The sequence below is a fragment of the Bifidobacterium reuteri DSM 23975 genome (assembly GCF_000741695.1).
Taxonomy (GTDB): Bacteria; Actinomycetota; Actinomycetes; order Actinomycetales; family Bifidobacteriaceae; genus Bifidobacterium; species Bifidobacterium reuteri.
In genome coordinates this window covers 1-23,817 of record NZ_JGZK01000009.1, presented here as the reverse complement: position 1 = coordinate 23,817, position 23,817 = coordinate 1, and the positions used below count along the sequence as shown (strand labels likewise).

The window sequence follows — 23,817 nt, the reverse complement described above, 5'->3', positions numbered from 1 at the left end:
ATTCACCGGCCGTTGAGCACATTCCCTCACATCTTTCTCCACTCACATCGACCCGGCCATGGCATGATCCGGCGTCGGCATGGGCCGGGGCATCTTCCCCACATACCCACACATACATCGTCATCCGTCGTCTCATTTCGGCCGGCAAAGGAAAAGCCCGACCGTAAGGCCGGGCTTGGAAAGGAGAAGAGAGGAAGAAGTTCAATTGTCGCGGCCATTGCGGCCGTGGTTCCTATATAACAGCATCCAACTTCACACAGCGTGCAAACAGTCTGGGAATAGACTGGGAATCAGGACGATTAGACTATTCATCACTCGGCAACAACTCAGCAACCATGTCTTTAGGGGCCTTTCTGGGCCTTTCCGTGTCTTTTGTGGACCCTTCACACGGGGCAACGCCGTGACAACGCGGTGACAACGCGGGACGCAACGTCAATCGTTGCATGCGACAGTCACGGCAGACGCGCCCCAGCTGTCACACGCAACAATCACGCGGCAGCACAACCTCAGCCGAACGCATCTGCACACAACCGCACTCGCCGCCTACTGCGCGAGGCCCTCGCGCAGGAACGCGATGAACGCCTCGACGGCGGGGGCATGCATACTGCTGCGCTTCCACGCCACCACCGACCTGGCTTCCAGATGCGGGGCCAGTGGCAGGAACCGCAATCCTTCGCCGACCTGGCCCACGTCATAGCACAACGCGGCACCCACACCCTGTCGTACGGCCATCGCCGCGTTGAGCGGCAGATTGAAGATGCACGCGAGCTGCACCTTGTCACGCAAAGGACCGAACCAGCTGAGCAGTTCGGCGCGCACCTGCGGTCTGAACGGCATCAGCAACGGTCGGTCCACCAAGTCCTCGGGACGGACTGTTCTGGCACCGGCTAATACCAGCGGATCATCGTCGCGAACCATGACGCCCCACTCGTCCGCAGCGTCCAACCGCATGAAGTCGAACCGGGCCACATCCACCGGTTCGGTCATCAGCGCCACGTCGCTCCGGCCCTGATCCAACCGTTCCTGAATCACGTCGGCGGTGGTGGAGACCATGACGAACCGGACATGAGGGTGCAATCGGCGAAATGCGGCCATGCGCGCGGTCAGGTATTCCACGGCGCGCACATCACCGCAACTTACCGAGATCTCGCCGTCGAGTTCCCCGCTACAGCCATTCGAAACCTCGCGTTCGGTCTTGTCGGTCAGCTCCACGATTGCCTGAGCACGGTCGCGCAGCAGCCGCCCCTCCCGGGTGAGGGTGATGTTGTGGCGCCCGCGGGTAAACAAGGTGACTCCCAGCTCATCCTCGAGCTGCTTCAACTGTCGTGAGAGCGTGGGCTGCGAAATCTGCAACAGTTCCGCAGCCCATGTGATGTTGCCCTCCTCGGCCACGGCGAGGAAGTATCTGAGCACCCGCAGTTCCATAGTCGTTTTCCCCAGTCCCATGTACGTCTTTTCTCAAGAGTAGCGCGGGTTGCACAGCGCGGGCAGCACATCCACCGGCTGGGGCTGTTGACTGGGCGTTATTATGCCATCGCGAGCACTACGAAGCGATTACGCCGACCGGTCGTTGCCGATGGCCACGAGTCGGACGCTCCGTAAGACGGCATCCGAATCGCGCGGCTCGCCGCCGAGGGCGCGGTGCAATGTCAGCCCTTCGATCATGGCATCCAACAGCACCACGGTCTCACGGTCGAAGAACCGGCCCATTGCCTCCTGCGTGGCTGTCATCCAACGACTGCTGATGTCGCGGAATGACTCGTCATGGGCGACCAGCGCATAGAACTCAAGGTTGATGTTCATGTCCCGCTGGGTGGCGAGCACATCATGTTCGATGCTGGCGGCAATGGCCTCACAGGCTTCGTCGGCATTGGTCGCCGCGTCCATCCTCGCGCGGAACGCGGCGATGGACCGATCGGCGAACTGGTCGAACGCCTGATGCAGCAGATCGTGCATGCCGTCGAAATGGTAGGTCATGGACCCCAGCGGCACATGGGCCTCGGCGGCCACCACCCGGTGCGAGGTTCCCGCCACCCCGCGTTCGGCGATGACCGTGAGGCACGCATCGATGATGTGCTGCTTGCGCTCGGGGTCGTTGCGACGGTGTGGCGCGGTGCTGCTCTTCTCCATATCGGCAGACATTACCCGAAAATGGGTACATTCGTCCTCAACAGGTATCATCCAATGCAATGACTAGGCCGAAGCGTCCAAGCTGAAATGGCATGGCTGAGCCAGCATGAGGCAGCATGAGGCAGCCCGACCATGCCTGCCAAGCATCACCGTTGATACTCGGCAGGCAATTGCGGCATGGCACGCATGCTCATACGCTGTGTTGATGACGAATTGACGATAGAAGGACGCACCATGACGGAACACAGCACCACGGAACACGATCAATCAGCGGAACAGCCCAGCGGCATCTCCCCCGCCGCAGAAGCCTATCATCGCACGTTCTTCCCGGATTCGGAGCTGCTGCGCCGCGACGACCCGGATCTGGCCCGAATCATCGAGAACTTCGCGTTTGACGAAGTGCCGAACGAGCCCGGTGTCAACGATCTGGACGACCACACACGCTATCTGGCGATTCTGGCCACGCTGCTCGGCAGCCAGAGCCTCACCGAATTCCGCGGCATCGTGCCGGCGGCGCTCATCGCCGGACTCACGCCTGTGGAAATCAAGGAAGCGACCTATCAGGCCGTGGCATATCTGGGCATCGCGCGAGTCTACCCGTTCATCGCCGCACTGAACGACATCCTGCGCGAGCGCGGCGTCGAACTGCCGCTGCCCTCGCAGGCCACCACCACACCGGAAACACGGCGGGAGGCCGGCACGCAGGCGCAGGTGGATATCTTCGGCGACGGTATGAAGGACTTCTACAAGTCCGGTCCTGAGGATAAGCGTCATGTCAACCGCTGGCTGGCAGCCAATTGCTTCGGCGACTACTACACGCGCACCGGGCTCGATCTCAAGCAGCGCGAGATGATCACGTTCTGCTTCCTGGCCGCGCAGGGCGGGTGCGATCCGCAGCTCACCAGCCATGCCCGCGCCAATATGCGCATCGGCAACGACCGTCACTTTCTCATCGCCGTGGCGTCGCAGTGCCTGCCGTACATCGGCTACCCGCGCACCCTCAACGCGCTGCGCTGCATCGACGCGGCGTCGCAGGACTGATTGTCGTTATTGGCTCCCCTTGTCAGGGGAGCTGGCCCGGCGGGTCTGAGGGGTAGTCGCTTCGTCAACGATTTTCTAGAACACCACCGCAGAGACAATGGTCAGCGACACCAGCGAGAACAGGGTGCTGACCAGTACAAAGCCGACTGCGTATTCGGGCATGTTGTTCTTGCGGCCGGTAAACATCGCGATGGTGGTCATGGTCGGCAGCCCGGCGATCACCGTGATCATGAGGATCATGTCATGGGTGACCGGCACGGCGAATGGCAACGCGCCAACCGCCCACGTCAGCAGCGCGTAGAACGCGAGAGGGAAGGCGATCATCTTGGCGACCAGTCCGGCATACAGTTCGTAGCGGCGCAGTACGCCCCACCACTTGGTCAGAGCAAACAGGCCGCCGAGGTATATCAGCGACATCGGCGTCGCCATGGCACCGATGGTGTGCAGCGGCTTCAGGATGAGTTCAGGCACTTTGACGCCAAGCAGAATCAGGGCCAGCGCAACCATCACGCCGATGAACGCCGGGTTGTCGAACCGGCGGAGCAGCCCGAGCGCGCGTGAACCCAGCGAGGGGCGCGACGCGGCAGGCAGGTTTTTCCCGGTGCCCCCAACCGCGGGCCGAACCGGCTCGCACAGCCAGACGCCATACGTCCACAGCAGCGTCTGGTCGATGATCGACATCAACGCCACATAGATCGCGCCCTCCCGCGGCCACAGCGCCATGATGAGCGGGATACCGATGAATCCGGCGTTGCCGAACACTAGCGATGCCTGGAAGACATGGCTGCGCGAGCCTGTGAGCCGCAAGAGATGCGCGAATGCCCAGAACGTGAGGATGAGCAGGCCGTACATCAAGGCGGTGAGCAGCATCACACCCCAGTTGGCCTCGAGATGCGAGCGGTCAGTGCCATCCACGGCGTTCGAGAACACCAGCACCGGGATAAGCACGTTGAGCAGCAGCGAGCACATGCCGTCCAGCGCCGTCTTGCCATAGAAGCGCAGACGCACGCATCCGTATCCCACCATCAACATGATGAGAAAACCGACCAGCTGGCCGACCATCACGCCGAACTGTCCCACAACGCTCCTCACTCTCGTGGATTCCGCAACGCCCGCAAAATCCCGCAACACCATCCGCGACTATGTAAGGCATGCATCTGGACAGCCATCACCTCACCGGCAGGCCCGCCATACTCAGGTTCACAATCCTCAGGCCCGCCGACCTCAGGCCCGCCACCCGGCAAGGAAGGACCCGGCCTTGGCCTCGTCATCGCGGTACTGCTTGCCGTATTCGTCGATGAGCCCGTGGAATTCCTTGCAATCGGCCACGGTGAGCCCGCTGGCGAGCGCTATCGGATGGTAGATCGCGCGGAATGCCGGATACCCGTCCGGCACGTCGTACCCGAGAAACCGGAACAGCCTGCGGGAGTAGGTATCGGCGATGAACGCCCGGCGATCGAAGACGTAGAGCAGCAGATCATCGGCGGTTTCGTTGCCGATGCCGAACAGTCCCAGCATCTCCGCACGCAATTCGTCGTCCGGTGCTCCGGCCACGCGCCCGGGGTCGCCGCCGCATCGATCGAGGTACCACCGGGTGACCGCCTGCAACGCACGCGACTTGTTCCGGAAGAACCCGGACGGGCGGATGAGGTCCTGGAGTCGTTCGTTGTCCATGTCCGCGATGGCGTGAGGATCGAGTGCATCGGCGGCGCGTAGGGCGTCGAGCGACCGGTCGGCGTTACGCCAGGAGGCGTTCTGGATGAGCACCGCCCCGACCATGATCTCGTAGAGGGATTCGGCCGGCCACCAGCCGGTCGGCCCCATCGACTCCATCATTGTGTGGAACAGTCGTTCCAGGTCGTCCGGCGTCGGCACCCGAGAAGCCTCGGCCCGCCGGCGCACGCCATGCCGCCTAGGCCTTACGGGTTGCGTCACGGATTGTCCCGCGGATTCCACAGGGCTTACGGATTTCGCGATTCCCGCAGGCCCCACAGGCGTCACGTCACTCGTCAACGCCGAGCTCCTTGACCAGCCAGGCGCGTTCGGCGGCGATTTCGGCGTCATGGATCTCGGTGATGGCGATACGGTACTTGTCGGTCAGACTTTCGTTGTCGATTGGCCCTTCGCCGTCGCTGTACATGCGCCGCACATCCGAATCCAGCAGATCGAGCCGACGCCGCAGTACGGCATTGCGATCAGCGACATCGGGGATGACGGACAGGAAGGACATCACCACCGCCCATTTGGTGATGTCGCTGAGCATATACCCGCTCGTACTCTTCAGCTCCTCGATAAGCTTCTCACGACCCGCCGGCTCAAGGTGAAACTCACGCAGACGGCGCCCATTGACCACATTGAACGCCTCCCCCAAATAGCCGGCTTTGACGAACTTGCTGGTGACCGAATGGAGCGTGCCGTCGCTGAAGGCGCGGTTGTATCCCTGGAGCTGCTCCATCTTCTTGCGCAGCCTGTAGCCGCACAACGGCTCCTCGGAAAGGAAGCCCAACGTCATGATTTCCACAATATTCATGCGTTCATGATACCTCAGACTGAGATATTTCAGAACGACACGCCGCAAGCCACGGTTAATAAACCCCTCAAAACCGTTGGAAATACAGCGATTTCGCGACCGACATAAATCTTATTGATATATCTCAGCTTGAAATATATCAACGTGAGGTGCATACTGGCATCAACGCGAACATCGCAGACCGGTCACAGCACCAGACGCAGCGACATTCGCCGACAATCTAACCAACAAGGCAATAGGCTTTCATCATCGAAAGGAACACATCATGGCAAACATCACCATCTTCGGCGCAGGCAACATCGGATCCGCCGTGGCGGGCATCGCCGTCAAGGGCGGCGCGAACGTCCAGGTCATCGACCGCAACCCCGATAAGGCCACCGCCGCAGCCGAGGGCGTAACCGGCGCGAAGTTCGGCGAGGCCGCCATCACCGGCGACATCGTCGTCCTGGCCCTGCCCTTCCCCGCCTACGACGAGGCGATCGCCGCCTACGCCGACCAGCTCGCCGGCAAGACCGTGGTGGATGTCTCCAACCCGATCGATTTCACCACCTTCGACCTCGCCCTGCCGGAAGGCGCCAAGTCCGCTGCCGAGTACGTGGCCGCCAAGCTTCCGCAGTCTAGCGTGGTCAAGGCGTTCAACACCACCTTCGCCGCTACGCTGGCCACCGGTGAGAACGACGGCGCACCGACCGTGGTGCAGCTCGCCGCCGATGATGAGGCTGCCAAGAAGTCCGTGGCCGCCTTCATCGAGGCCGCCGGACTCAAGACCGTGGATGCCGGCGCCCTGAAGCGCGCACAGTACCTCGAGGGCTACGGCGCGCTGCAGATCATCCTGGGCGTCACCGAGCAAACCCCGTGGACCGCCGGCTTCAAGGTCGTAAAGTAATCACTTATCCCACAACGCACGCGCGGAGCCGATATCACCGATATCTGGTACACGGTATCCGCATGACAAGTGCCCATGACAGTGCCCCTGTGCGTTCGCGCAGCCCAATCGCTTGCCCGAATGCACAGGGGCACCCTTGTCTTCCGCTGCCAACGCCCTTTGTCGTATCACAGCGGACACTAACGCAGCTCGCGCAGGATGCGATGCATGAACGGAACGGTGGTGGCGAAGGTCAGGATGTCGGACACGGTCTGCGCCACCTCCACGCCAGTCACCCCGAAGAAGTGCGGCAGCACCAGCACCACCGGCGCCAAGTACAGGCCGGTGCGGCATACGGCGAGGAATGACGCCATACCCGTCTTCCCCATCGTCTGGCTGATCATATTGCCCATCATGTTCATGCCGTTGAGCGCCACGGTCAGGCATTGGAAATGCAGGGCAGCCACGCCCACCGTGACCACCGCCGGATCGGAACGGAAGATCTCCACCAATTGCGGCGAGGACAGCCAGATGGCCGCTCCAAGCACCAACAGTATGCAGGTGGACAGCTTCACGCAGAACCAGAAGCCCTCACGCACACGGGCGAACTTTCCTGCCCCATAGTTGTAGCCGCATACCGGCTGGAATCCCTGCCCCAGACCGATAATCACCGAATTCACCCCGAGCATGATGCGCATCACGATGGCCATGCCGGCGATCGCCGCATCACCGAACGGGTTGGCTGCGATGTTCACGCATGTGGCGGCAATGGATCCGGCGCTCTGACGAACCAACGAAGGCAAACCGCCGCCGATGATCTCGCGCACCAACAGCATATCCGGCCGGCAGTTGCGCAGGGAGAGCTTCAGCACGCCAAATCGGGCACTCATCGTGGTCAGGATGATAAAGCTCACGGTCTGGCAGATGCCGGTGGCGAGTCCCGCCCCGAAAATTCCCAAGTCAAGTACGAAAATGAACAGCGGGGCGAGCAGGAAATTGAGCAGAGCGCCACTGACCAGCCCGATCATGCCGAACGCGGATTGGCCTTGATATCTGAGCAGTCCGTTGAGCGCAAAGGAACCGCATACGCAGGGCGCCGCGACCAGAATAGGCGTCAGATACTGCACGGCATAGGGTGCGATGGTACTGGTGGAGCCAAGCATCATCACCAAGGGCCTGAGCATGGCGAGGCAGATCAGAGCGATCAGCAGCGCGGAAAGCACGGCTCCGGCGAATCCCAGCGCCAGCAACCGGGAGGCGCGTTCATTGTTGCGCTTGCCGAGTTCGCGGCTCATCGAGTTGCCGGCACCGTTGCCGAAGAAGAAACCAATCGCCTGCAGGATGGTCATGATGGAGAAGGCGATGCCGATGGCACCGGACTGCGCGGTGCCGAGCTGTCCGATGAAGAACGTGTCGGTCAGGTTGTACGCGGTGGTCACCAGGTTGGAGACGACAGCCGGCAGCGAAAGCCGCAGAATCAACGACGGTATCGGCTGCTCGGTCATCTGCCGGTATTTCGCGTCCGCACTTGCTCGTTTGATGCCCTGAACCTGTTTCACGGCGGCCATCCTACTCCCCCGTCAGTCCTGTACTGGACGTCGTGACCGGTATGCGGGGCATGCAAGCGAAATTCGAGCCATGGGATATCCTGACGCCCGACTCGACATCCCATATCCCACATGCCAAGGATTCCGCACGCCGCGTCATTCAGGGCAGGCACCACGAACGCCGCCGACGACGTTATCTATCGAATATGCAGATACCGCCCGGTGATGCTCGCGGGGTCCGCAGCGACCTGCTCCGGCGTGCCGGTAGCGACGATGTGCCCGCCGGCCTCGCCGCCGCCTGGCCCCATGTCGATGATCCAGTCGGCGTTGGCGATCATGTCGAGATCATGTTCGATGACGATGACCGTCGCACCCGCCGCGACCAGCCGGTCGAAGACGCCAAGCAATACACGCACGTCAAGCGGATGTAGGCCGATGGTCGGCTCATCAAACACGAACACCGCATCCGACTGCGCCTTGCCCATCTCGCTGGCGAGTTTGAGCCGCTGCGCCTCGCCACCCGAAAGCGCGGGCGTCGGTTCGCCGAGTGTCAGGTAGCCGAGTCCCAGATCGTGCAGTGTAGTGAGCCGACTATGCACCTTCTTCATGTCGGTGGTGACGGCGAGCGCCTCATCCACGCTCATCGCCATGAATTGCGGCAGCGTCAGCGAACGCAGGGGCGCGTCCACATCCCCCTGTTCCGCCGTGGATCCCTGTTCCATCGTGATTCCGCTCTCCGTCAATGTGGCACCCGGCACAACGGCACCGGCATCCGAACCGCTGCCTACGTTGTCACGCGCACTCAACTCGCCACAAGCCCCTTGACGACCTTCCATCTCCGCCGCCTTTGACCGGTCGGTGGATAAGGCTCGCTTCCGGCGCATACCGCGACCCACGGCAGTCCGGGCAGGCGATGGTGACGTCCGGCAGGAACTGCACATCCAGTGAAATCGACCGGTGCCGTCGCAGGTGGGGCAACGCAGCCGTCCGGTGTTGTAGGAGAAGTCGCCGGCCTTGTATCCGGCGGCCTTGGCCTCGTCCGTGCGAGCGAAGGCGCGGCGCAAATCGTCGTGGATGTCGGCGTAGGTGACCACGGTGGAGCGCACGTTCGCACCGATCGGCGTGGCGTCGATGAGGTTCGCGCGGGTGATGCTGTCCGCTTCGATGCCGCGAACGTGCGCCGGCAGACCATCTCCATCGACGTTGGCCTTGAGCGCCGGAATCAGCGATTCCAGCACCATCGTGGTCTTGCCCGAGCCCGAGACGCCGGTGACGACCGTGAGTCTGCCGCGCGGTACGTCCACGCTCAGCGGCTTGACGGTGTGCAACGGGCCGGTCTCCATGTGGATCCGGCCGGCATCGAACATCTTTTCCGGAGCGACGCGGGCACGCACGCGGGTCTCGCCGTTTTCGGTCAGGAACGGCGCTATGCGGCTGCCCGGGGTCTGTTCGACCTTGTCGACCGCGCCCTGCGCGATCACATGACCACCGCCGGCGCCGGCCACCGGCCCCATCTCGATGAGATGATCGGTGGCCTTGAGCACACGTACGTCATGATCGACCACCACCACGGAGTTGCCGTCCGCCACGAGGTCGCGCATCACGCCAAGCAGGCCGTCCACGTTCGAGGGATGCAAGCCAATGGACGGCTCATCGAGCACGTACAGCACGCCGGTGGTACGGTTGCGCACGGCGCGGGCCAGTTGCACACGTTGGCGTTCGCCTGTGGACAGCGTGGCGCCGGCACGGTCGAGCGACAGGTAGCCGAGACCGAGTTCAAGCAGTCTGCGGGCTACGTCGAGGAACGATTCGCAGATGTTCGTGGCCATCGGGCGCATGCTCTCAGGCAGAGTACCCGGCACGCCCCGCACCCACGTCACCGCGTCGTCCAGGGTCATGGCGGTTGCCTGCGCCAGATTGATGCCGCGTATTTCCGGCGCGCGTGCGGCGGCGCTCAGGCGCGTACCACCGCAGTCGGGACACGGCTTCTCCTCCAGGAATCGCGCCACGCGCTTCAATCCCTGCTCGTCCTTGGCCTTGGCGAGCGCGTTCTCGACCGTGTACACGGCGTTGTAATAGGTGAAGTCGAGCTCGGCGAAATCGTCGCCTTTCTTGGGCCGATACAGAATGTGCTTCTTGACGGCCGGTCCGTTGAATACGATGTCACGCTCTTCGGGCGTGAGTTCGCGGAATGGCACGTTGGTGCGCACGCCCATCGCGCCGCACACCTGCTTCATGAGGTCCCACATGAGCGAGCCCCATGGCAGCACCGCGCCGTCGTCGATGGATTTCGATTCGTCCGGCACCAGTGCGGCGCGGTTCACCTCGCGTACGATGCCGGTGCCGGAGCAAGCGGGGCATGCGCCCGCCGAATTGAAGGCCAGGCTTTCGGCGCCGGGGCCGTGGAATCGCTTGCCGCAATGGCTGCATACGATCGGCTGCTCCAACGCCACATTAAGCGTGGGGTCCGCGTGGGTTCCGCATTGCGGGCATACGTGCGAACCGACACGGGAGAACAGCAGACGCAGGCTGTTGAGCAGTTCGGTCATCGTGCCGAAGGTGGACCGGATGCCGGGTACGGCGGGCCGCTGATGCAACGCGAGCGCCGCCGGCACGTGCAGCACCTCATCCACTTGGGCGCGACTGGCCTGGGTCAGGCGCCGGCGCGTATACGTGGACAGCGCCTCCAGATACCGCCTTGACCCCTCCGCATACAGCACGCCGAGCGCAAGCGAGCTCTTGCCCGAACCGGAGACGCCGGCGACACCCACCAGCTCGCCGAGCGGCACGTCCACATCGACGTTCTTGAGGTTATGCACCCGCGCCCCGCGCACCTCGATGGCGCGAGGCCTGTGTGGCGCAGTCGTTGATATCCCGGACATCATCGACTCCCCGGATGTCTCCGGACTCCCGGACTTTGCCGAATCCTCGACCTTCCCATCAACATCCATATGCCGCACCATCTTTCCCTCGATCCGGAATCATTGTATGACCTGCCATACGAGCGCTAGGACAACGAACCTGATTATCCGTAGAGGCGCCGATAGATGACCAGCACGGCAGCCGTCCATCATCAGTCATCCGTCAGACGGCGCACACGCATAACGCATAACGCATAACCTGCGGAATCCGGCAGACTGTGGACTGCTATGGCACACGTCCGCAATCCGCCGGCACAGGACCTGATGTGAAACTACCACTGGGCGCGCAGGGCGCTGATGGCGTCCTCAAGGCTGGAACCAAGCCGCCGGGACTGTCCGGCGTAGTCTTTTGCGGCCTCCAGCAGGGGTTCGGGGATGGTCGCCACCCGCCTGATTCGGGCGGCGCGACCGGGGGCGGTCTCAATCACCCCTTGCTCAGCGAGTTCGGCATAGGCCTTGGCCACGGTGCCGGGTGCGATGCGCAGGTCGCCGGCCAGCTGACGCACCGACGGCAGTTTGTCACCGTCATGCAGAAGGCCTGCACGAACCATACCTTCGATTTGCTCACGAATCTGCTCATATACCGGCACCGGCGACGATTCGCGTATCACCAGGCGCACGTCATCGCCGCCGCCCATCATCGTGTCCTCCGAGGCGAAGTCCACAACTGGACCAATGCGGAACACGCCATCACGAGGTAGATGACCGCCAACACGGCCACCACGCCACCCATGATGATCTGTATGTTGCCCAAGGTCGGATACACATCATCCGCGTAGGCCGACGACCATGTGCCGCTGTTGGTGCCGACCCGAACCGTTGCGGTTCCCGCCACCATCAGTACCGCCGACGCGTAGACCAGCATCGTGCCGACCGACAGGAACACCGTGAATCGCGTCAGCAGTACGCGCCACAACCGGTCAGCATCGGCGAATCGGGCTTCAGGAGCACTCGGCACATGGGCGATGCGCCAGAGCGCCGCGCAGGTCAGGCCGACCAGCACCAGTGTGACGACGGCCAGTGGGATGGAATAATACGATCCGGGATAAGGACCGGAGGAATGAGCCCACGTCCCATTCGGAGCGACCAGCTGGATACTGCGCATCAGGCCGAAATCATCCGGACTGGCCGTCACCGTGGTGTATCCGAGATAGATAATGAGCAGCCCGGCGGCAAGCATCGGCTGCATGAGCACATACCGTCGCGCGTACGTCCATGGTTCGCGGGATTGCAGCGACGCCGTACGCACCTGGCCGCCGCCCAGCCGATCGGACATGTCCGGAAAGGGCAGCGCAAGAGCCAGCATGACCGCCGATGCCGCAAGGCCGGGAGCCATCGATGCGATGCGATACATATCCTTGGGCACTACAAATCCGACTATCAACACCATGACCAACACCGCCACACCGACGAGCAGAGCACACGCCATGCGACGGCGCACAATGGGCATGGGACCGCCCGCCGTCATATCCGGAACAGCCTCCCCTTCCATCAGGCCGCCCGATGAACCACCTGACGAATCATCCGATGGGCCACCCGACGAAACAGGCTGCTTCACCGACAGCGACGGCTCACGATTCATGTGCACCAACGCCCTGACGATCAGCACCACCACGGCGACAACAAGCACCAGCCGTAGCAAACCTATCAGCAACGCTGCCACTACGCCGAAAACAGAGAACGACATCGTACTCACCTCATCGCGCTTGAGGTGCATTGCCGCCTGTTACCGAACGCCATCAGCCATTTCGCCCGAAACCATTCGGCACCTCCAGCATGCAACTGCACCATATTTCTAGTACAGTTCAAAGTGTATCAGAAGTATGGTGCAGTTGCAATGGGTCGGCCGCTGCGTACCGATCAGGGACAACGTCCAGAGACAACGACAACGACGCAGAAGCAAAACGATTTCAGGACAAACGAGCCTGAACCAATCTATTCAGAGACACCCCCTGCTCAGCCGCTTCGATGGACAAACGTCTATGCACTTCAGGCGGCACCCGAACCATAAAGTGACCCGAATAATGGCGATCCTCGAAAGGAACCGGAACCGCAACGCCCCTCTCGACCAACTTGGCAGCCTCATCATGAGCCGAAATCCGAATACCGGTTAACGCCTCGACAAACGAACCGGACACGAATCTCAACTCCGGCATCTCCGCCACCGTTCCCACAAAACCCTCGCATTCATCCGACCAATGCACGCGATACACATATCGATCAATCACGTTTTTCATGGCACCCCAAGAATCATCCACTCGAATTATTCAATCATTGTAATCGGCCGGCGCAGGCAACCCATTACACCCACACACATCGCATATTCGAACATATGTGCTACACTGGTATCAATACAGATACCACATTTAAGATTGGGAGCCATCATGCATCACAGAACTCTTTTCGCCCCGCAAATCGACAACATGATCCGTTCCCCCAGATCATGGGAACCGGATATTTACCTGCCTCTCGATACTGCGGCCACACAGCTGTTTGACGTACTCGACAACATCGAGCCCTTAGGAGAAGACGGGTTCCGCCTACTGTGGATACCCGCAGAACGCGGTCCGATCACGGCCTTCGGCCACTACGACGAGCTGTATGAAGACGGCGAGTATCAGACTTATCAGGAATTCGAGCAATCCTGGTTAAGCTCCTATCCAGATGAAACCGTCTGGTACAAAATCACCTGTACTGAATATGACGATTGCCGGCATCTATTCATCAACGGCCGTTTCTGCATTCGTTTTGCCAACGATGATCATACCAACAATCCTGAATATTATGTTCCATTAATGAACTGGCTGATGTGCGGTGCTCAATACTGCGTTATCCAATGTAAAAACGATTCATATAACACCATTATTCGTGAAAAACTCCCATTTGACATGAGAACAGGAACAATCCTTCGCCGTGACGTATGGGACATATTCCCTGAGAATAAAGATATTTTCCTCAACGGTATCCACACTGAAGACATCCTACGATTCACTCAATTGTTCTCATCACTAGAAGAAGGAACCGTACTTAATAAGAAACTCCCCACACTAACTTCAGGAGAATATTTCAAAGCCTGTATGCTTGGATATGAGGCAAGTGGATACGCTTGCCCAAAGATGGACGCCACGCCGCTTGACTGGTGCATCAAGTACGCGGACTTTCGACATCACGGATTACGCGATCTTGATCAGAACTCACCAGAAGATTTCGAAGCATGGATGGACAGCAAACAAGCTGAAGGCCACACATGGGAAGTTCGCCCCGGTCACGGCTTTTCATGGATGCATCTTTTCCCGCGAAAAGACGAAGGCGGATGGTCTTTCAACGTCTCAGGTGCAAATTATTGGTCGTGCATTCAAGCAATTCACTTTGCCTTAGCGCTATATGATGCTGAGCTGCCCGTTTCGGTACTTCACGCTCGGCAAATAGCTCATATGGCAAACGGCAAAGACCTTATAGGAATAGTCCCACGCTACAGACTTCCAGTGTATTGCAGTGACTTATTCCAAGACAAAGACATCATCGACTACATGCGGCTTCCCTATGAACAAAGAGACAAGATCATCAAGAAAGCACACTGGTTTGACCTTCCCACAGTCCATATCAAAGCATCATCCTGATGTTTTCAACTGGAATTCGATATGCCGGAAATTTGCCGATTCAATGGAATCAGAATAACCATGAACTTTGCCGACCATGCTCCCCCGCATATTCATGCCGAATATGCGGGCCATAATGCCACGTATGACCTTAGCGGCAACTCAATCGGGGCCCAGCCTTTGCCCAAAAGACAACATACAATGGTAGTCAGGTGGATTTCGAGAAGGCGTGACGAGCTTCACCACGCTTGGCTCGCAGCTTCAAACTACTCGAATCCAGGAATGATAGAACCGTGACAAGGAGTGCGCCATGAACATCGACTACTCAATCCGCGTTAACAGCGCACAGCCGTTACCCGGTTATAGACTCAAGGTGATTTGCTCCGACGGGGCATCCGGTGTTTTCGACATGTCAAAATACATAGATAAAGGTGTTTTCCGTAAACTCAACGATCCTGCGGAGTTTGCCAAGGTCAAGCTCGTCTCAGGAGTACCCACCTGGCCCGGCAATATCGACATTGCCGCCGAACGTGTTCGCAGCGACATGACCACCGTCTAATGGCCCGTCTCGCTAATAATTGAGGAGTTCAGGCTCGGTCTCTTCCCTATTCAGCTTATTCAGATTCGCTGCTAGCCCCTCATCAAAGGGGCCACCCACACAGACAATTACGAGCAGACCACTACTTACTGCGTCATTAATTCGTGTATTGCGCGCCGAAGCGTCAGTATGTATGAGAAATGTTCGTCAACCCACATACATACTGACGCTTTTAGCGTGTGTAACGACATTCTCTCGACATTCTCTCGACACGCACCCGCAAATCTCAGAAGCGAATCAGCGCCTTGATGACCTTGCGCTGGTCCATCGCCTCATAGGCATCCTGAATATGGTCAAGATCGTATTCGGCGGTGAACACGCGACCGGGATTGATCTCGTGCTTGAGTACGGCATCCAGCAAGCCACCGTCGATGTCGTAGTGACGGACCGGCGCCGGACCGCCCTTGATGCCGATGTTGCCGTAGAACGTGCCCTCGGCGCTGATGGTCACATCATGCGGCAGACCGACACGGCCAATCACACCGCCGCGACGGACCAGCGCAATGGCGGTGTCGAAGGACTGCTTGGAGCCCACGCATTCGAGCACGGCGTCCGCACCGTAGCCGTCGGTCATCGCCAGCACCTTGTCGATGGCGGCCTGATCACGCTCGGGCACGATATCGGTGGCGCCGAATTCGCGGGCCAGCGCCGCTCGATCCTCATGGCGGCTCATGGCGATGATGCGCGTAGCCCCGCGCATCTTGGCGGCGATCACGCCGCATAGACCCACGGCGCCGTCACCCATCACCACGGCGGTGTCACCGGGCTTGACCTCGGCGGATGCGGCGGCATGATACCCGGTAGACATCACATCGGAGATGGTCAGCAGGGAGGCCAGCGTGGCATCGTCATAATCCTCCGGTGAGCCAGGCACCTTGACCAACGTGCCATCGGCTTCCGGAACGCGCAGGTATTCGGCCTGGCTGGCGGAGAAGTATCCGCCGTGGGGGCATACGGATTCGAATCCGGCCTTGCACACCGGGCACTTGCCGCAGCTGAACGGGAACGGCACAATCACGAAATCCCCCGTCTTGACGCTTTCGACAGCCGAACCGACCTCTTCGACTACGCCGATGGCCTCATGGCCGATCTGACTGTTGGGCTCCTGCCCGGACAATCCACGGTAGAACCACAGGTCTGAGCCGCATACGCACGCGCGGACAACGCGGATCACGACATCGTCGTCCTGCTGTACCCGCGCCTTGGGAATCTCCTCCACCGCGATAGTTCCCGGCTTGACGAAAACAGCGGCTTTCATGGTATCGCTCATACCCACTCCTTTGACTTGTCGTTGAGGATATCGTTGCCTGATATATTAGCTGCCGTCATCACCGCCAACGATTGGGGGCACACGCGTCAGGCAGTCATCCAGCGCACTCTATTGAATACCGTTTCCCAGTCGATATCCAATAGGCAATGCACATGCCAATCCATGCCTTTACGTTATTTCACCTGTGTTATGACATTGCCTTTGACCATGAAACCCTTGCGGGCCATATCGATCATCGGCTGGTCGAACGCGCTGTCCGTATAGAATTCATCAATCACCGCATCCGGGCCAAGTACTTCGCACAGGCGCTTCGGCTTGTTGGTGTTGAAATTGAGATACGTCACCTCGAATGTTCTGGGGTCGATGGTCGAGGCAATGAGATTGTGTACTCCAAGCCGGCGGCACGCCTCCCCCACAGTCACATCAAACGACGCGGTCAAAATCACATCATCCGGTCTGGGTTCGTACCACGGCTTGATCTTGGACATATTGCGATCCCAGAACGCATTGACCAATGACTTCAAGCCACCATCCAAATCGTCGGCTCCGATGACGGACGCGTCTGCAACCATGACATCCTTGTCAAGTCCCGCTTTCACCGCATTGTCCAACGCCTGCGTGCGTAGACCGTCAATCGATCTGGACTTGGCCAGGTCCTGCAGGTATTTGCGAGTGACCTTGCCAACTCCGTGCTCCATCTGCTCCAACGTGGCCTTGCCGAGTTTGTATTTGATGGCGTATCGAAGCACCGGTGCCAGGTGACGAAACACTTTCACATCATAACGGGCACTGAACAGATAGAGGTCGAACAGGCTTTCGCCGTCATATATGGTGCCGTCAAAATCAAAAACCCGCATATGCTGCCTTCCTGCTCAGTTATCAACTATAAACTGCCGCAGGTCCGCAACGGTTGAAATCAGCATAAAAAATCCCCCTTGGCGCGAACCAAGGGGGATGTACTACGCTAGTTCAAGCGTGACGGGAAATCATGTCTGATGATAATCAGGCGATGACCTTGGTCACACGGCCGGAGCCAACGGTGTGGCCACCTTCACGCACAGCGAAGGTCAGGCCTTCCTCCATAGCGATGGGCTGAATCAGCTCAACGGTGAAGGTGGCGTGATCGCCAGGCTGAACCATCTCGACGCCTTCCGGCAACTCGATGACGCCGGTGACGTCGGTGGTGCGGAAGTAGAACTGCGGACGGTAGTTGGAGAAGAACGGCGAGTGACGGCCACCCTCGTCCTTGGTCAGCACGTAGACCTCACCCTCGAACTTGGTGTGCGGGGTGACGGAGCCCGGCTTGGCCAGAACCTGGCCACGCTCAACGTCGGTACGGTTGATACCGCGGAGCAGCAGACCGGTGTTGTCGCCAGCCTCGCAGGAGTCCATGGTCTTATGGAAGGTCTCGATGGAGGTCACGGTGGTGGACTGGGTCGGACGAACGCCGACGATCTCGACCGGGGAGTTGACGGCCAGCTGGCCACGCTCCACACGACCGGTGACGACGGTACCACGGCCGGAGATGGTGAAGACGTCCTCGATAGGCATCAGGAACGGCTTGTCCAGATCGTGAACCGGGGTCGGGATGTACTCGTCGACGGCGTCCATGAGCTTCTTGATCTGCTCAACCCAGTGCTCGTGATCCGGAGCGTCATTGTGCAGAGCGCCGTAAGCGGACACACGGATGACCGGGCAGTCACGATCGAAGCCGTTCTCGTCGAGGAGGTCACGGACCTCTTCCTCAACGAGCTCGATCAGCTCTTCGTCCTCAACCATATCGCACTTGTTCAGAGCGACGAGGATCTTCGGCACGCCAACCTGACGAGCGAGCAGCACGTGCTCGCGGGTCTGAGCCATCGGGCCATCGGTGGCGGCCACAACGAGGATAGCACCATCCATCTGGGCAGCACCGGTGATCATGTTCTTCACGAAGTCAGCGTGGCCCGGGCAGTCGACGTGAGCGTAGTGACGCTTAGCGGTCTGGTACTCGATGTGGGAGATGTTGATGGTGATACCGCGGGCGGCCTCTTCCGGAGCGGAGTCGATCTGGTTGAAGTCGTACTCAGTGTTGATATCCGGGTACTCCTCGTACAGAACCTTGGAGATGGCGGCAGTCAGGGTAGTCTTACCGTGATCGACGTGGCCGATGGTACCAATGTTAACGTGCGGCTTAGTACGCTCGTACTTTTCCTTTGCCATTACTCTTTGTCCTCCTGGACGTCTCGTGAGTTTCCCATGCGCTTTCGCATAGGCACTCGCTCTATTGTACTGGGTTTCTGGGTTATGTGCCACATTGAGGAGCCAGAACCCAGTCAGCGGTACACGATTTTACCGCTGACTGGAGACACTGGCTAGCCTTGACTGTGGCGCGTGTCACTCGCCGCGCTGAGCCTTGATGATCTCGTCGGAGACGCTCTTCGGCACCTCGGCGTAGGAGTCCATTTCCATGGTGAACATGGCGCGACCCTGGGTCTTGGAACGCAGGTCGCCGATGTAGCCGAACATCTCGGACAGCGGCACCTTGGCGTCGATGACCTTGACGCCGATGGCGTCGGTCATGGACTGGATGTTGCCACGACGCTGGTTCAGATCGCCGATGACCTCACCCATGTACTCCTCAGGAGTACGAACCTCGACCTTCATAATGGGCTCGAGGATGACCGGCTTGGCCTTGGGAGCAGCTTCCTTGAAGCACATGGAACCTGCAAGCTTGAAGGCCATTTCGGAGGAGTCGACCGGGTGCATCTGGCCATCGGTGACGGTGGCCTTGACGCCCACGACCGGGAAGCCGGCGAGAATACCGGATTCCATGGCCTCCTTGACGCCAGCCTCGATGGACGGGATGAACTCCTGGGAGATGTGACCGCCGGTGACGGCGTTCTCGAACTCGAAGGTCTTGCCCTCGGTGGTGTCGAGCGGCTCGAAGTTCATCAGGACCTTTGCGAACTGGCCGGAACCACCGGTCTGCTTCTTGTGGGTGTAGCCCTGGTCCATGACGGCCTTGCGGATGGTCTCGCGGTAGGCGACCTGCGGCTTGCCCTGGTTGCACTCAACCTTGAACTCGCGACGCATACGGTCGACGATGATGTCGAGCTGGAGCTCGCCCATGCCGGCGATCAGCGTCTGGCCGGACTCTTCGTCGGTGGTGACCTGGAAGGTCGGATCCTCTTCGGCCAGCTTGGCGAGGGCGATGCCCATCTTCTCCTGATCGGCCTTGGTCTTCGGCTCGACGGCCACCTGGATCACAGGATCCGGGAAGGTCATGGAGTCGAGGGTGATCGGGTTGTCGATGGCGCACAGGGTGTCACCGGTGGTGACGTTCTTCAGACCCACGAAGGTGTAGATGTTGCCGGCATCGGCCACATCCATCGGGTTCTCCTTATCGGCGTGCATCTGGAAGATCTTGCCGATACGTTCCTTCTTCTCGCGGGTGGAGTCGAGCACGGAGTCACCCGGCTTGACGGAGCCGGAGTACACGCGCACGAACACGAGCTTGCCGTAGAACGGGTGGGTGGAGATCTTGAAGACCAGGGCCGAGAACGGATCGGTCTTGGTGGGCTTGCGGTCGATCTCGATGGACTCGTCACCAGGCTGGTAGCCCTTGATGGCCGGCACGTCCTCGGGGGACGGCAGGTAATCGATGACGGCGTCCAGCATCGGCTGCACACCCTTGTCCTTGAAGGCGGAACCGCAGAAGACCGGGAAGGCCTTCTTGGCGATGGTCAGCTGACGCACGCCGGCGCGGATCTCTTCCTTGGACAGGTCGCCTTCCTCGAAGAACTTGTTCATGAGTTCGTCGTTGGCTTCAGCGGCGGCCTCGACAAGCTTCTCGTGGTATTCCTGGGCCTTCTCCTGGTACTCTTCCGGAATCGGGTCCATGTTGTAGTGAGCACCCAGCTCGTCGCCGGTGTTCCAGTCGTAGGCCTTCATCTCGACTAGGTCGATGACGCCGGTGAAGTCGCTTTCGGCACCCATCGGCAGCTGCATCACGATCGGGTCAGCGCCCAGCTTCTCGCGGATGGTGTCGACGGAGTAGTAGAAGTTCGCGCCCAGCTTGTCCATCTTGTTGACGAAGCAGATACGCGGAACGCCGTACTTGTCGGCCTGACGCCACACGGTCTCGGACTGCGGCTCCACGCCTTCCTTGCCATCGAACACGGCGACAGCGCCATCGAGCACACGCAGGGAGCGCTCCACCTCGGCCGTGAAGTCCACGTGGCCAGGGGTATCGATGATGTTGATCTGGAACTTCTCGTCGGTGTCATGGGTCTGACGGTTCCAGAAGCAGGTGGTGGCGGCGGACTGAATGGTGATGCCGCGCTCCTGCTCCTGAGCCATGAAGTCCATGGTGGCGGCGCCATCGTGGACCTCACCGATCTTGTAGCTCTTACCGGTGTAGTACAGGATACGCTCGGTAGTGGTGGTCTTACCGGCATCGATGTGAGCCATGATGCCGATGTTACGGACGTTGTGAAGATCCGAAATCTCTTCAGCCATCGTTGTTCCTTATTTCTCTCTGGATTACCAGCGGTAATGCGCGAAGGCCTTGTTGGCCTCTGCCATCTTATGAGTATCCTCGCGACGCTTGACAGAAGCACCGAGGCCGTTGGAGGCATCCAGGATCTCGTTGGCCAGACGCTCGGCCATGGTCTTCTCACGACGGGCGCGGGAGAAGTCGGTCAGCCAGCGCAGCGACAGCGTGTTGGCGCGGTTCGGCTTGACCTCGACCGGCACCTGGTAGGTGGCGCCACCGACGCGGCGGGAGCGGACCTCGAGGGACGGACGGATGTTGTCCAGGGCGCGCTTGAGCACGGCCACCGGCTCCTGGTCGGACTTCTCCTTGACCATGTCGAGAGCGGAGTACACGATGTCCTCGGCGATCGACTTCTTGCCGTCAAGCAGAATCTTGTTGATGAGCTGCGCCACCACGGTGGAACCGTAGATCGGATCGGGCAGCACGACGTGCTTCTTGGAAGGTCCCTTACGTGACATATCTCTTACTTCGCCTTCTTTGCTCCATACAGGGAACGACCCTGCTTACGGTCCTTGACACCCTGGGTATCGAGCGCACCACGCACGATGTGGTAACGCACACCCGGCAGATCCTTCACACGGCCGCCGCGCACGAGCACGATGGAGTGCTCCTGCAGGTTGTGGCCCTCGCCCGGAATGTAGGCGGTGACTTCGACGCCGGAGGACAGGCGAACACGGGCGACCTTACGCAGTGCCGAGTTCGGCTTCTTCGGGGTGGTGGTGTAGACACGGGTGCACACGCCGCGACGCAGCGGGCTTCCCTTCAGTGCCAAAGTCTTGGACTTCTTCGGCTTTGCCTGACGTCCCTTGCGGACGAGCTGTTCAATAGTAGGCAACTTGAATTCTCCGATTCGGTGGTTTCTTTTCTTTCGTGTGACCGCCGCACTGCGCCCACACTTTTCACCGAATCGTCTCGCACGTTCAATCCGCGCTTCGCGAAGTGTAAAAAGCAGCCCAGTCCACCGGCCCGATGGCCTTCTCGCCTCCTGCCTTCGCATTGCTGCGAGCATTCATCGGCGTGAAGGATATCCCAGCGCTGCACCTGTTACATAAGGCGCACCGTCGGCACACACAAATATCTATAATACGATTTCCTCGGACAACGACGCGCCCGAATCCTCCGGGCATCAGGCGCGGCCAGACAAAGCCAGACAAAGCCAGACCGGCCCCAGACAGCAAGTGCCCCCGAGGAGTCCATGTCACTCGGGGGCACCGCTACATCTTCAGTTATGAATCAGTATACCACTTCGGCGATCAGGCCTCGGCCTTGGCAGCGGCCTTGTCGGCGTCAAAGGCGTGCACGGAATCGGATTCCTTGGCGGAACCCTTCTCGCCATTGTCGGAATCCCAGTGGATTTCGTGCTTGTCATCGTGGTTGCGCCACCAGCTGGAGAGAATGGAACCGGAGATGTTGTGCCACACGGAGAAGAAGGTGGACGGCACAGCGGCAATCGGGTTGGATGCGAAGGAGGTCAGGGCCAAGGTCGCGCCCAGAGCGGAATCCTGCATGCCGACCTCGAACGTGATGGCCTTCTGCTGAGCGTAGCGGAAGCCCTTCGGGTAGATCTTGTACATCAGCTTGGAGAAACCGAAGCCAAGAGCGTAGCCGGACAGGTTGTGCAGGATCACGACCGGGATGGCCATGAGGGAGGACGCCACGAACAGCTTCGGGCCGTTGGCGGCGACGACCACGCCGATGATCAGGAGGATGGCCACCTGAGAGACGATCGGCAGTGCCACGGTGACCTTCTCGATCTTCTTGCCGAAGATCATATGGCACACCACACCAAGGGCAATCGGGAAGAGCACGACCTTGACGGCGTTGAGGAACAGGGACTCCACCGGCACGGACACGTACTGGGAGGCGAGCCACTGCATCAGCAGCGGGATCATGAACGGGGCGCACAGCGTGGAGAGGATGCCGATGGAGACATCGAGCGCCACATCACCGCGGGAGAGATAGCTCATGACGTTGGAGGAGGTGCCGGACGGGCAGCAGCCGACAAGGATCACGCCGACAGCCAGCGCACCGTCAAGGCGGAAGATCCAGCACAGCAGCACGGCGATGAGCGGCATGATGACGAAGTGGGCCACCGTACCGACAATGACCATCAGCGGCTGGGTGAGGATGCGCTTGAAATCGTCAAGCGTAAGGGTCAGGCCCATGCCGAACAACACGATGCCCAGCATGTATCCGGTGTACGGCTTGCCCCACAGGCTGGCCTGCGGCACGAAATAGTTGAACACGGCCCAGACGACCACGATGGCGGTAAACCATTTGGTCAGCCAATCAGCGAAGGCCTTAACTTTTCCCATTGGTGATTCTTCTCTCTGTAATGGATGTAACAACGTTTGAAACTAAGCGAGCCCAGCTTGACACGAAACGTAATGCTCACATTGTGAACGTTCACCCGGTCAGGAACGTTGTTTTTGGACGTTTGCGCGAAAACGGATGCGCATCGTTGTGTATTTCCCCAACCCGGCATCCGCGGCAGAGATGCGCTGCGGGGATGCGACCGCCACAATTGTTCATGGCGGCTTCCGCACGGCCCGCCCATTACCATGTTTGGTAGGTCCCGAATGGTCGGGGCCGGGTCGCCGGTTCCGGTATGACTTTCCTGCCCTGTCGTCGATGATCCGGGGGGTGTTGTCGCCGGGAGCGGGGACGTTCGCAGACCGCTGATAGGAACCAGGCCGGCCGCATGGACGCTTCGGGGCGCATGGCGCAGGCCTCCCGTAATGTGGGTGCGGCGCGGGCGTCCGGATCCCCTTCTCCGCGG

At 60.0% G+C, this 23,817-nt stretch carries 22 protein-coding genes; 5 read left to right on the top strand and 17 right to left on the bottom strand.

All coding sequences use genetic code 11. The features are described from left to right. Window positions 1–543: 543 nt before the first annotated feature. Both BREU_RS08280 and BREU_RS08275 read right to left on the bottom strand, forming a co-directional pair. Window positions 544–1,425, bottom strand: coding sequence for a LysR family transcriptional regulator (locus BREU_RS08280; RefSeq protein ID WP_044090380.1), 882 nt, complete (start codon window positions 1,423–1,425; stop codon window positions 544–546). A 129-nt stretch (window positions 1,426–1,554) separates the two neighbouring features. Then, window positions 1,555–2,130: a TetR/AcrR family transcriptional regulator gene (locus BREU_RS08275; protein ID WP_140463180.1), complete on the bottom strand. Its 576-nt coding sequence runs from the start codon at window positions 2,128–2,130 to the stop codon at window positions 1,555–1,557. A 234-nt stretch (window positions 2,131–2,364) separates the two neighbouring features. Here BREU_RS08275 and BREU_RS08270 point away from each other — a divergent pair, with 234 nt between their 5' ends. Beyond that, a complete protein-coding gene (locus tag BREU_RS08270; RefSeq protein ID WP_044090383.1) occupies window positions 2,365–3,171 on the top strand; it encodes a carboxymuconolactone decarboxylase family protein in 807 nt (268 codons plus the stop codon). A 75-nt stretch (window positions 3,172–3,246) separates the two neighbouring features. Here BREU_RS08270 and BREU_RS08265 read toward each other — a convergent pair whose 3' ends face one another. The 3 genes from BREU_RS08265 to BREU_RS08255 form a co-directional block, all read right to left on the bottom strand. Continuing rightward, complete coding sequence (locus BREU_RS08265; protein ID WP_044090392.1) at window positions 3,247–4,251, bottom strand: AEC family transporter; 1,005 nt, start codon at window positions 4,249–4,251, stop codon at window positions 3,247–3,249. Window positions 4,252–4,395: 144 nt separating this feature from the next. Beyond that, window positions 4,396–5,007: an endonuclease III domain-containing protein gene (locus tag BREU_RS08260; protein WP_081886635.1), complete on the bottom strand. Its 612-nt coding sequence runs from the start codon at window positions 5,005–5,007 to the stop codon at window positions 4,396–4,398. Window positions 5,008–5,173: 166 nt separating this feature from the next. Then, window positions 5,174–5,701 (bottom strand): PadR family transcriptional regulator, encoded by a 528-nt coding sequence (locus BREU_RS08255; protein ID WP_044090397.1) that lies wholly within the window; start codon window positions 5,699–5,701, stop codon window positions 5,174–5,176. Between the two features lie 265 nt (window positions 5,702–5,966). Here BREU_RS08255 and BREU_RS08250 point away from each other — a divergent pair, with 265 nt between their 5' ends. Next, a complete protein-coding gene (locus BREU_RS08250; protein WP_044090399.1) occupies window positions 5,967–6,587 on the top strand; it encodes an NADPH-dependent F420 reductase in 621 nt (206 codons plus the stop codon). 179 nt (window positions 6,588–6,766) lie between these two features. Here the strand turns inward: BREU_RS08250 and BREU_RS08245 are convergent, their stop codons facing one another. The 5 genes from BREU_RS08245 to BREU_RS08225 all read right to left on the bottom strand — a co-directional run bounded on the left by BREU_RS08245 (window position 6,767) and on the right by BREU_RS08225 (window position 13,271). After that, complete coding sequence (locus BREU_RS08245; RefSeq protein WP_044090418.1) at window positions 6,767–8,125, bottom strand: MATE family efflux transporter; 1,359 nt, start codon at window positions 8,123–8,125, stop codon at window positions 6,767–6,769. Window positions 8,126–8,310: 185 nt separating this feature from the next. Next, entirely contained in the window at window positions 8,311–11,064 is a 2,754-nt protein-coding gene (locus BREU_RS08240; protein WP_238567034.1) for an excinuclease ABC subunit UvrA, read from the bottom strand. A gap of 242 nt (window positions 11,065–11,306) precedes the next feature. After that, window positions 11,307–11,675: a GntR family transcriptional regulator gene (locus BREU_RS11615; RefSeq protein ID WP_219847077.1), complete on the bottom strand. Its 369-nt coding sequence runs from the start codon at window positions 11,673–11,675 to the stop codon at window positions 11,307–11,309. After that, on the bottom strand, window positions 11,672–12,721 hold the full coding sequence (locus BREU_RS08230; protein ID WP_140463188.1) for a hypothetical protein: 1,050 nt from the start codon (window positions 12,719–12,721) through the stop codon (window positions 11,672–11,674). The genes BREU_RS11615 and BREU_RS08230 overlap by 4 nt, the downstream gene beginning before the upstream one ends. Before the next feature lie 223 nt (window positions 12,722–12,944). After that, complete coding sequence (locus tag BREU_RS08225; protein WP_044090401.1) at window positions 12,945–13,271, bottom strand: type II toxin-antitoxin system HicB family antitoxin; 327 nt, start codon at window positions 13,269–13,271, stop codon at window positions 12,945–12,947. A gap of 147 nt (window positions 13,272–13,418) precedes the next feature. Here BREU_RS08225 and BREU_RS08220 point away from each other — a divergent pair, with 147 nt between their 5' ends. Genes BREU_RS08220 through BREU_RS08215 form a run of 3 tightly spaced genes read left to right on the top strand, consistent with a single transcriptional unit; the run spans window position 13,419 to window position 15,192 of the window. Continuing rightward, a complete protein-coding gene (locus BREU_RS08220) occupies window positions 13,419–14,654 on the top strand; it encodes a hypothetical protein (RefSeq protein WP_044090402.1) in 1,236 nt (411 codons plus the stop codon). 21 nt (window positions 14,655–14,675) lie between these two features. Further along, window positions 14,676–14,930 carry a DUF4160 domain-containing protein gene (locus BREU_RS12665; RefSeq protein WP_081886629.1) on the top strand — a complete coding sequence of 85 codons (255 nt, stop codon included), beginning with the start codon at window positions 14,676–14,678 and terminating at the stop codon, window positions 14,928–14,930. A 13-nt stretch (window positions 14,931–14,943) separates the two neighbouring features. Further along, window positions 14,944–15,192 (top strand): DUF2442 domain-containing protein, encoded by a 249-nt coding sequence (locus BREU_RS08215; RefSeq protein ID WP_044090404.1) that lies wholly within the window; start codon window positions 14,944–14,946, stop codon window positions 15,190–15,192. A 265-nt stretch (window positions 15,193–15,457) separates the two neighbouring features. Here the strand turns inward: BREU_RS08215 and BREU_RS08210 are convergent, their stop codons facing one another. The 7 genes from BREU_RS08210 to BREU_RS08180 all read right to left on the bottom strand — a co-directional run bounded on the left by BREU_RS08210 (window position 15,458) and on the right by BREU_RS08180 (window position 23,353). Then, a complete protein-coding gene (locus BREU_RS08210; protein WP_044090405.1) occupies window positions 15,458–16,501 on the bottom strand; it encodes a zinc-dependent alcohol dehydrogenase family protein in 1,044 nt (347 codons plus the stop codon). Between the two features lie 173 nt (window positions 16,502–16,674). Next, the gene (locus BREU_RS08205; protein WP_044090406.1) at window positions 16,675–17,358 is read right to left on the bottom strand and encodes a haloacid dehalogenase-like hydrolase; all 684 of its coding nucleotides are present in this window, start codon (window positions 17,356–17,358) and stop codon (window positions 16,675–16,677) included. A 145-nt stretch (window positions 17,359–17,503) separates the two neighbouring features. After that, window positions 17,504–18,703, bottom strand: coding sequence for an elongation factor Tu (gene tuf / locus BREU_RS08200; protein WP_044090407.1), 1,200 nt, complete (start codon window positions 18,701–18,703; stop codon window positions 17,504–17,506). A 174-nt stretch (window positions 18,704–18,877) separates the two neighbouring features. Then, window positions 18,878–21,001: an elongation factor G gene (gene fusA, locus BREU_RS08195; RefSeq protein ID WP_044090409.1), complete on the bottom strand. Its 2,124-nt coding sequence runs from the start codon at window positions 20,999–21,001 to the stop codon at window positions 18,878–18,880. 24 nt (window positions 21,002–21,025) lie between these two features. Beyond that, window positions 21,026–21,496 carry a 30S ribosomal protein S7 gene (rpsG, locus tag BREU_RS08190; RefSeq protein ID WP_003828652.1) on the bottom strand — a complete coding sequence of 157 codons (471 nt, stop codon included), beginning with the start codon at window positions 21,494–21,496 and terminating at the stop codon, window positions 21,026–21,028. A 5-nt stretch (window positions 21,497–21,501) separates the two neighbouring features. Further along, on the bottom strand, window positions 21,502–21,873 hold the full coding sequence (rpsL, locus tag BREU_RS08185) for a 30S ribosomal protein S12 (protein WP_003808601.1): 372 nt from the start codon (window positions 21,871–21,873) through the stop codon (window positions 21,502–21,504). 418 nt (window positions 21,874–22,291) lie between these two features. Further along, complete coding sequence (locus BREU_RS08180) at window positions 22,292–23,353, bottom strand: bile acid:sodium symporter family protein (protein ID WP_044090416.1); 1,062 nt, start codon at window positions 23,351–23,353, stop codon at window positions 22,292–22,294. Between the last annotated feature and the right edge of the window lie 464 nt (window positions 23,354–23,817).

What these genes read in the sequence shown, in the direction of transcription:
- tuf (WP_044090407.1), bottom strand. Translation starts at nt 18,703, where the DNA reads ATGGCAAAGGAAAAGTACGAGCGTACTAAGCCGCACGTTAACATTGGT.
- BREU_RS08255 (WP_044090397.1), bottom strand. Translation starts at nt 5,701, where the DNA reads ATGAATATTGTGGAAATCATGACGTTGGGCTTCCTTTCCGAGGAGCCG.
- BREU_RS08260 (WP_081886635.1), bottom strand. Translation starts at nt 5,007, where the DNA reads ATGATGGAGTCGATGGGGCCGACCGGCTGGTGGCCGGCCGAATCCCTC.
- BREU_RS08270 (WP_044090383.1), top strand. Translation starts at nt 2,365, where the DNA reads ATGACGGAACACAGCACCACGGAACACGATCAATCAGCGGAACAGCCC.
- BREU_RS08275 (WP_140463180.1), bottom strand. Translation starts at nt 2,130, where the DNA reads ATGGAGAAGAGCAGCACCGCGCCACACCGTCGCAACGACCCCGAGCGC.
- BREU_RS08180 (WP_044090416.1), bottom strand. Translation starts at nt 23,353, where the DNA reads ATGGGAAAAGTTAAGGCCTTCGCTGATTGGCTGACCAAATGGTTTACC.
- BREU_RS08205 (WP_044090406.1), bottom strand. Translation starts at nt 17,358, where the DNA reads ATGCGGGTTTTTGATTTTGACGGCACCATATATGACGGCGAAAGCCTG.
- BREU_RS08230 (WP_140463188.1), bottom strand. Translation starts at nt 12,721, where the DNA reads ATGTCGTTCTCTGTTTTCGGCGTAGTGGCAGCGTTGCTGATAGGTTTG.
- BREU_RS08250 (WP_044090399.1), top strand. Translation starts at nt 5,967, where the DNA reads ATGGCAAACATCACCATCTTCGGCGCAGGCAACATCGGATCCGCCGTG.
- fusA (WP_044090409.1), bottom strand. Translation starts at nt 21,001, where the DNA reads ATGGCTGAAGAGATTTCGGATCTTCACAACGTCCGTAACATCGGCATC.
- BREU_RS08225 (WP_044090401.1), bottom strand. Translation starts at nt 13,271, where the DNA reads ATGAAAAACGTGATTGATCGATATGTGTATCGCGTGCATTGGTCGGAT.
- BREU_RS08215 (WP_044090404.1), top strand. Translation starts at nt 14,944, where the DNA reads ATGAACATCGACTACTCAATCCGCGTTAACAGCGCACAGCCGTTACCC.
- BREU_RS11615 (WP_219847077.1), bottom strand. Translation starts at nt 11,675, where the DNA reads ATGATGGGCGGCGGCGATGACGTGCGCCTGGTGATACGCGAATCGTCG.
- BREU_RS08210 (WP_044090405.1), bottom strand. Translation starts at nt 16,501, where the DNA reads ATGAGCGATACCATGAAAGCCGCTGTTTTCGTCAAGCCGGGAACTATC.
- BREU_RS08240 (WP_238567034.1), bottom strand. Translation starts at nt 11,064, where the DNA reads ATGGATGTTGATGGGAAGGTCGAGGATTCGGCAAAGTCCGGGAGTCCG.
- BREU_RS08280 (WP_044090380.1), bottom strand. Translation starts at nt 1,425, where the DNA reads ATGGAACTGCGGGTGCTCAGATACTTCCTCGCCGTGGCCGAGGAGGGC.
- rpsG (WP_003828652.1), bottom strand. Translation starts at nt 21,496, where the DNA reads ATGTCACGTAAGGGACCTTCCAAGAAGCACGTCGTGCTGCCCGATCCG.
- BREU_RS12665 (WP_081886629.1), top strand. Translation starts at nt 14,676, where the DNA reads ATGCCGGAAATTTGCCGATTCAATGGAATCAGAATAACCATGAACTTT.
- BREU_RS08220 (WP_044090402.1), top strand. Translation starts at nt 13,419, where the DNA reads ATGCATCACAGAACTCTTTTCGCCCCGCAAATCGACAACATGATCCGT.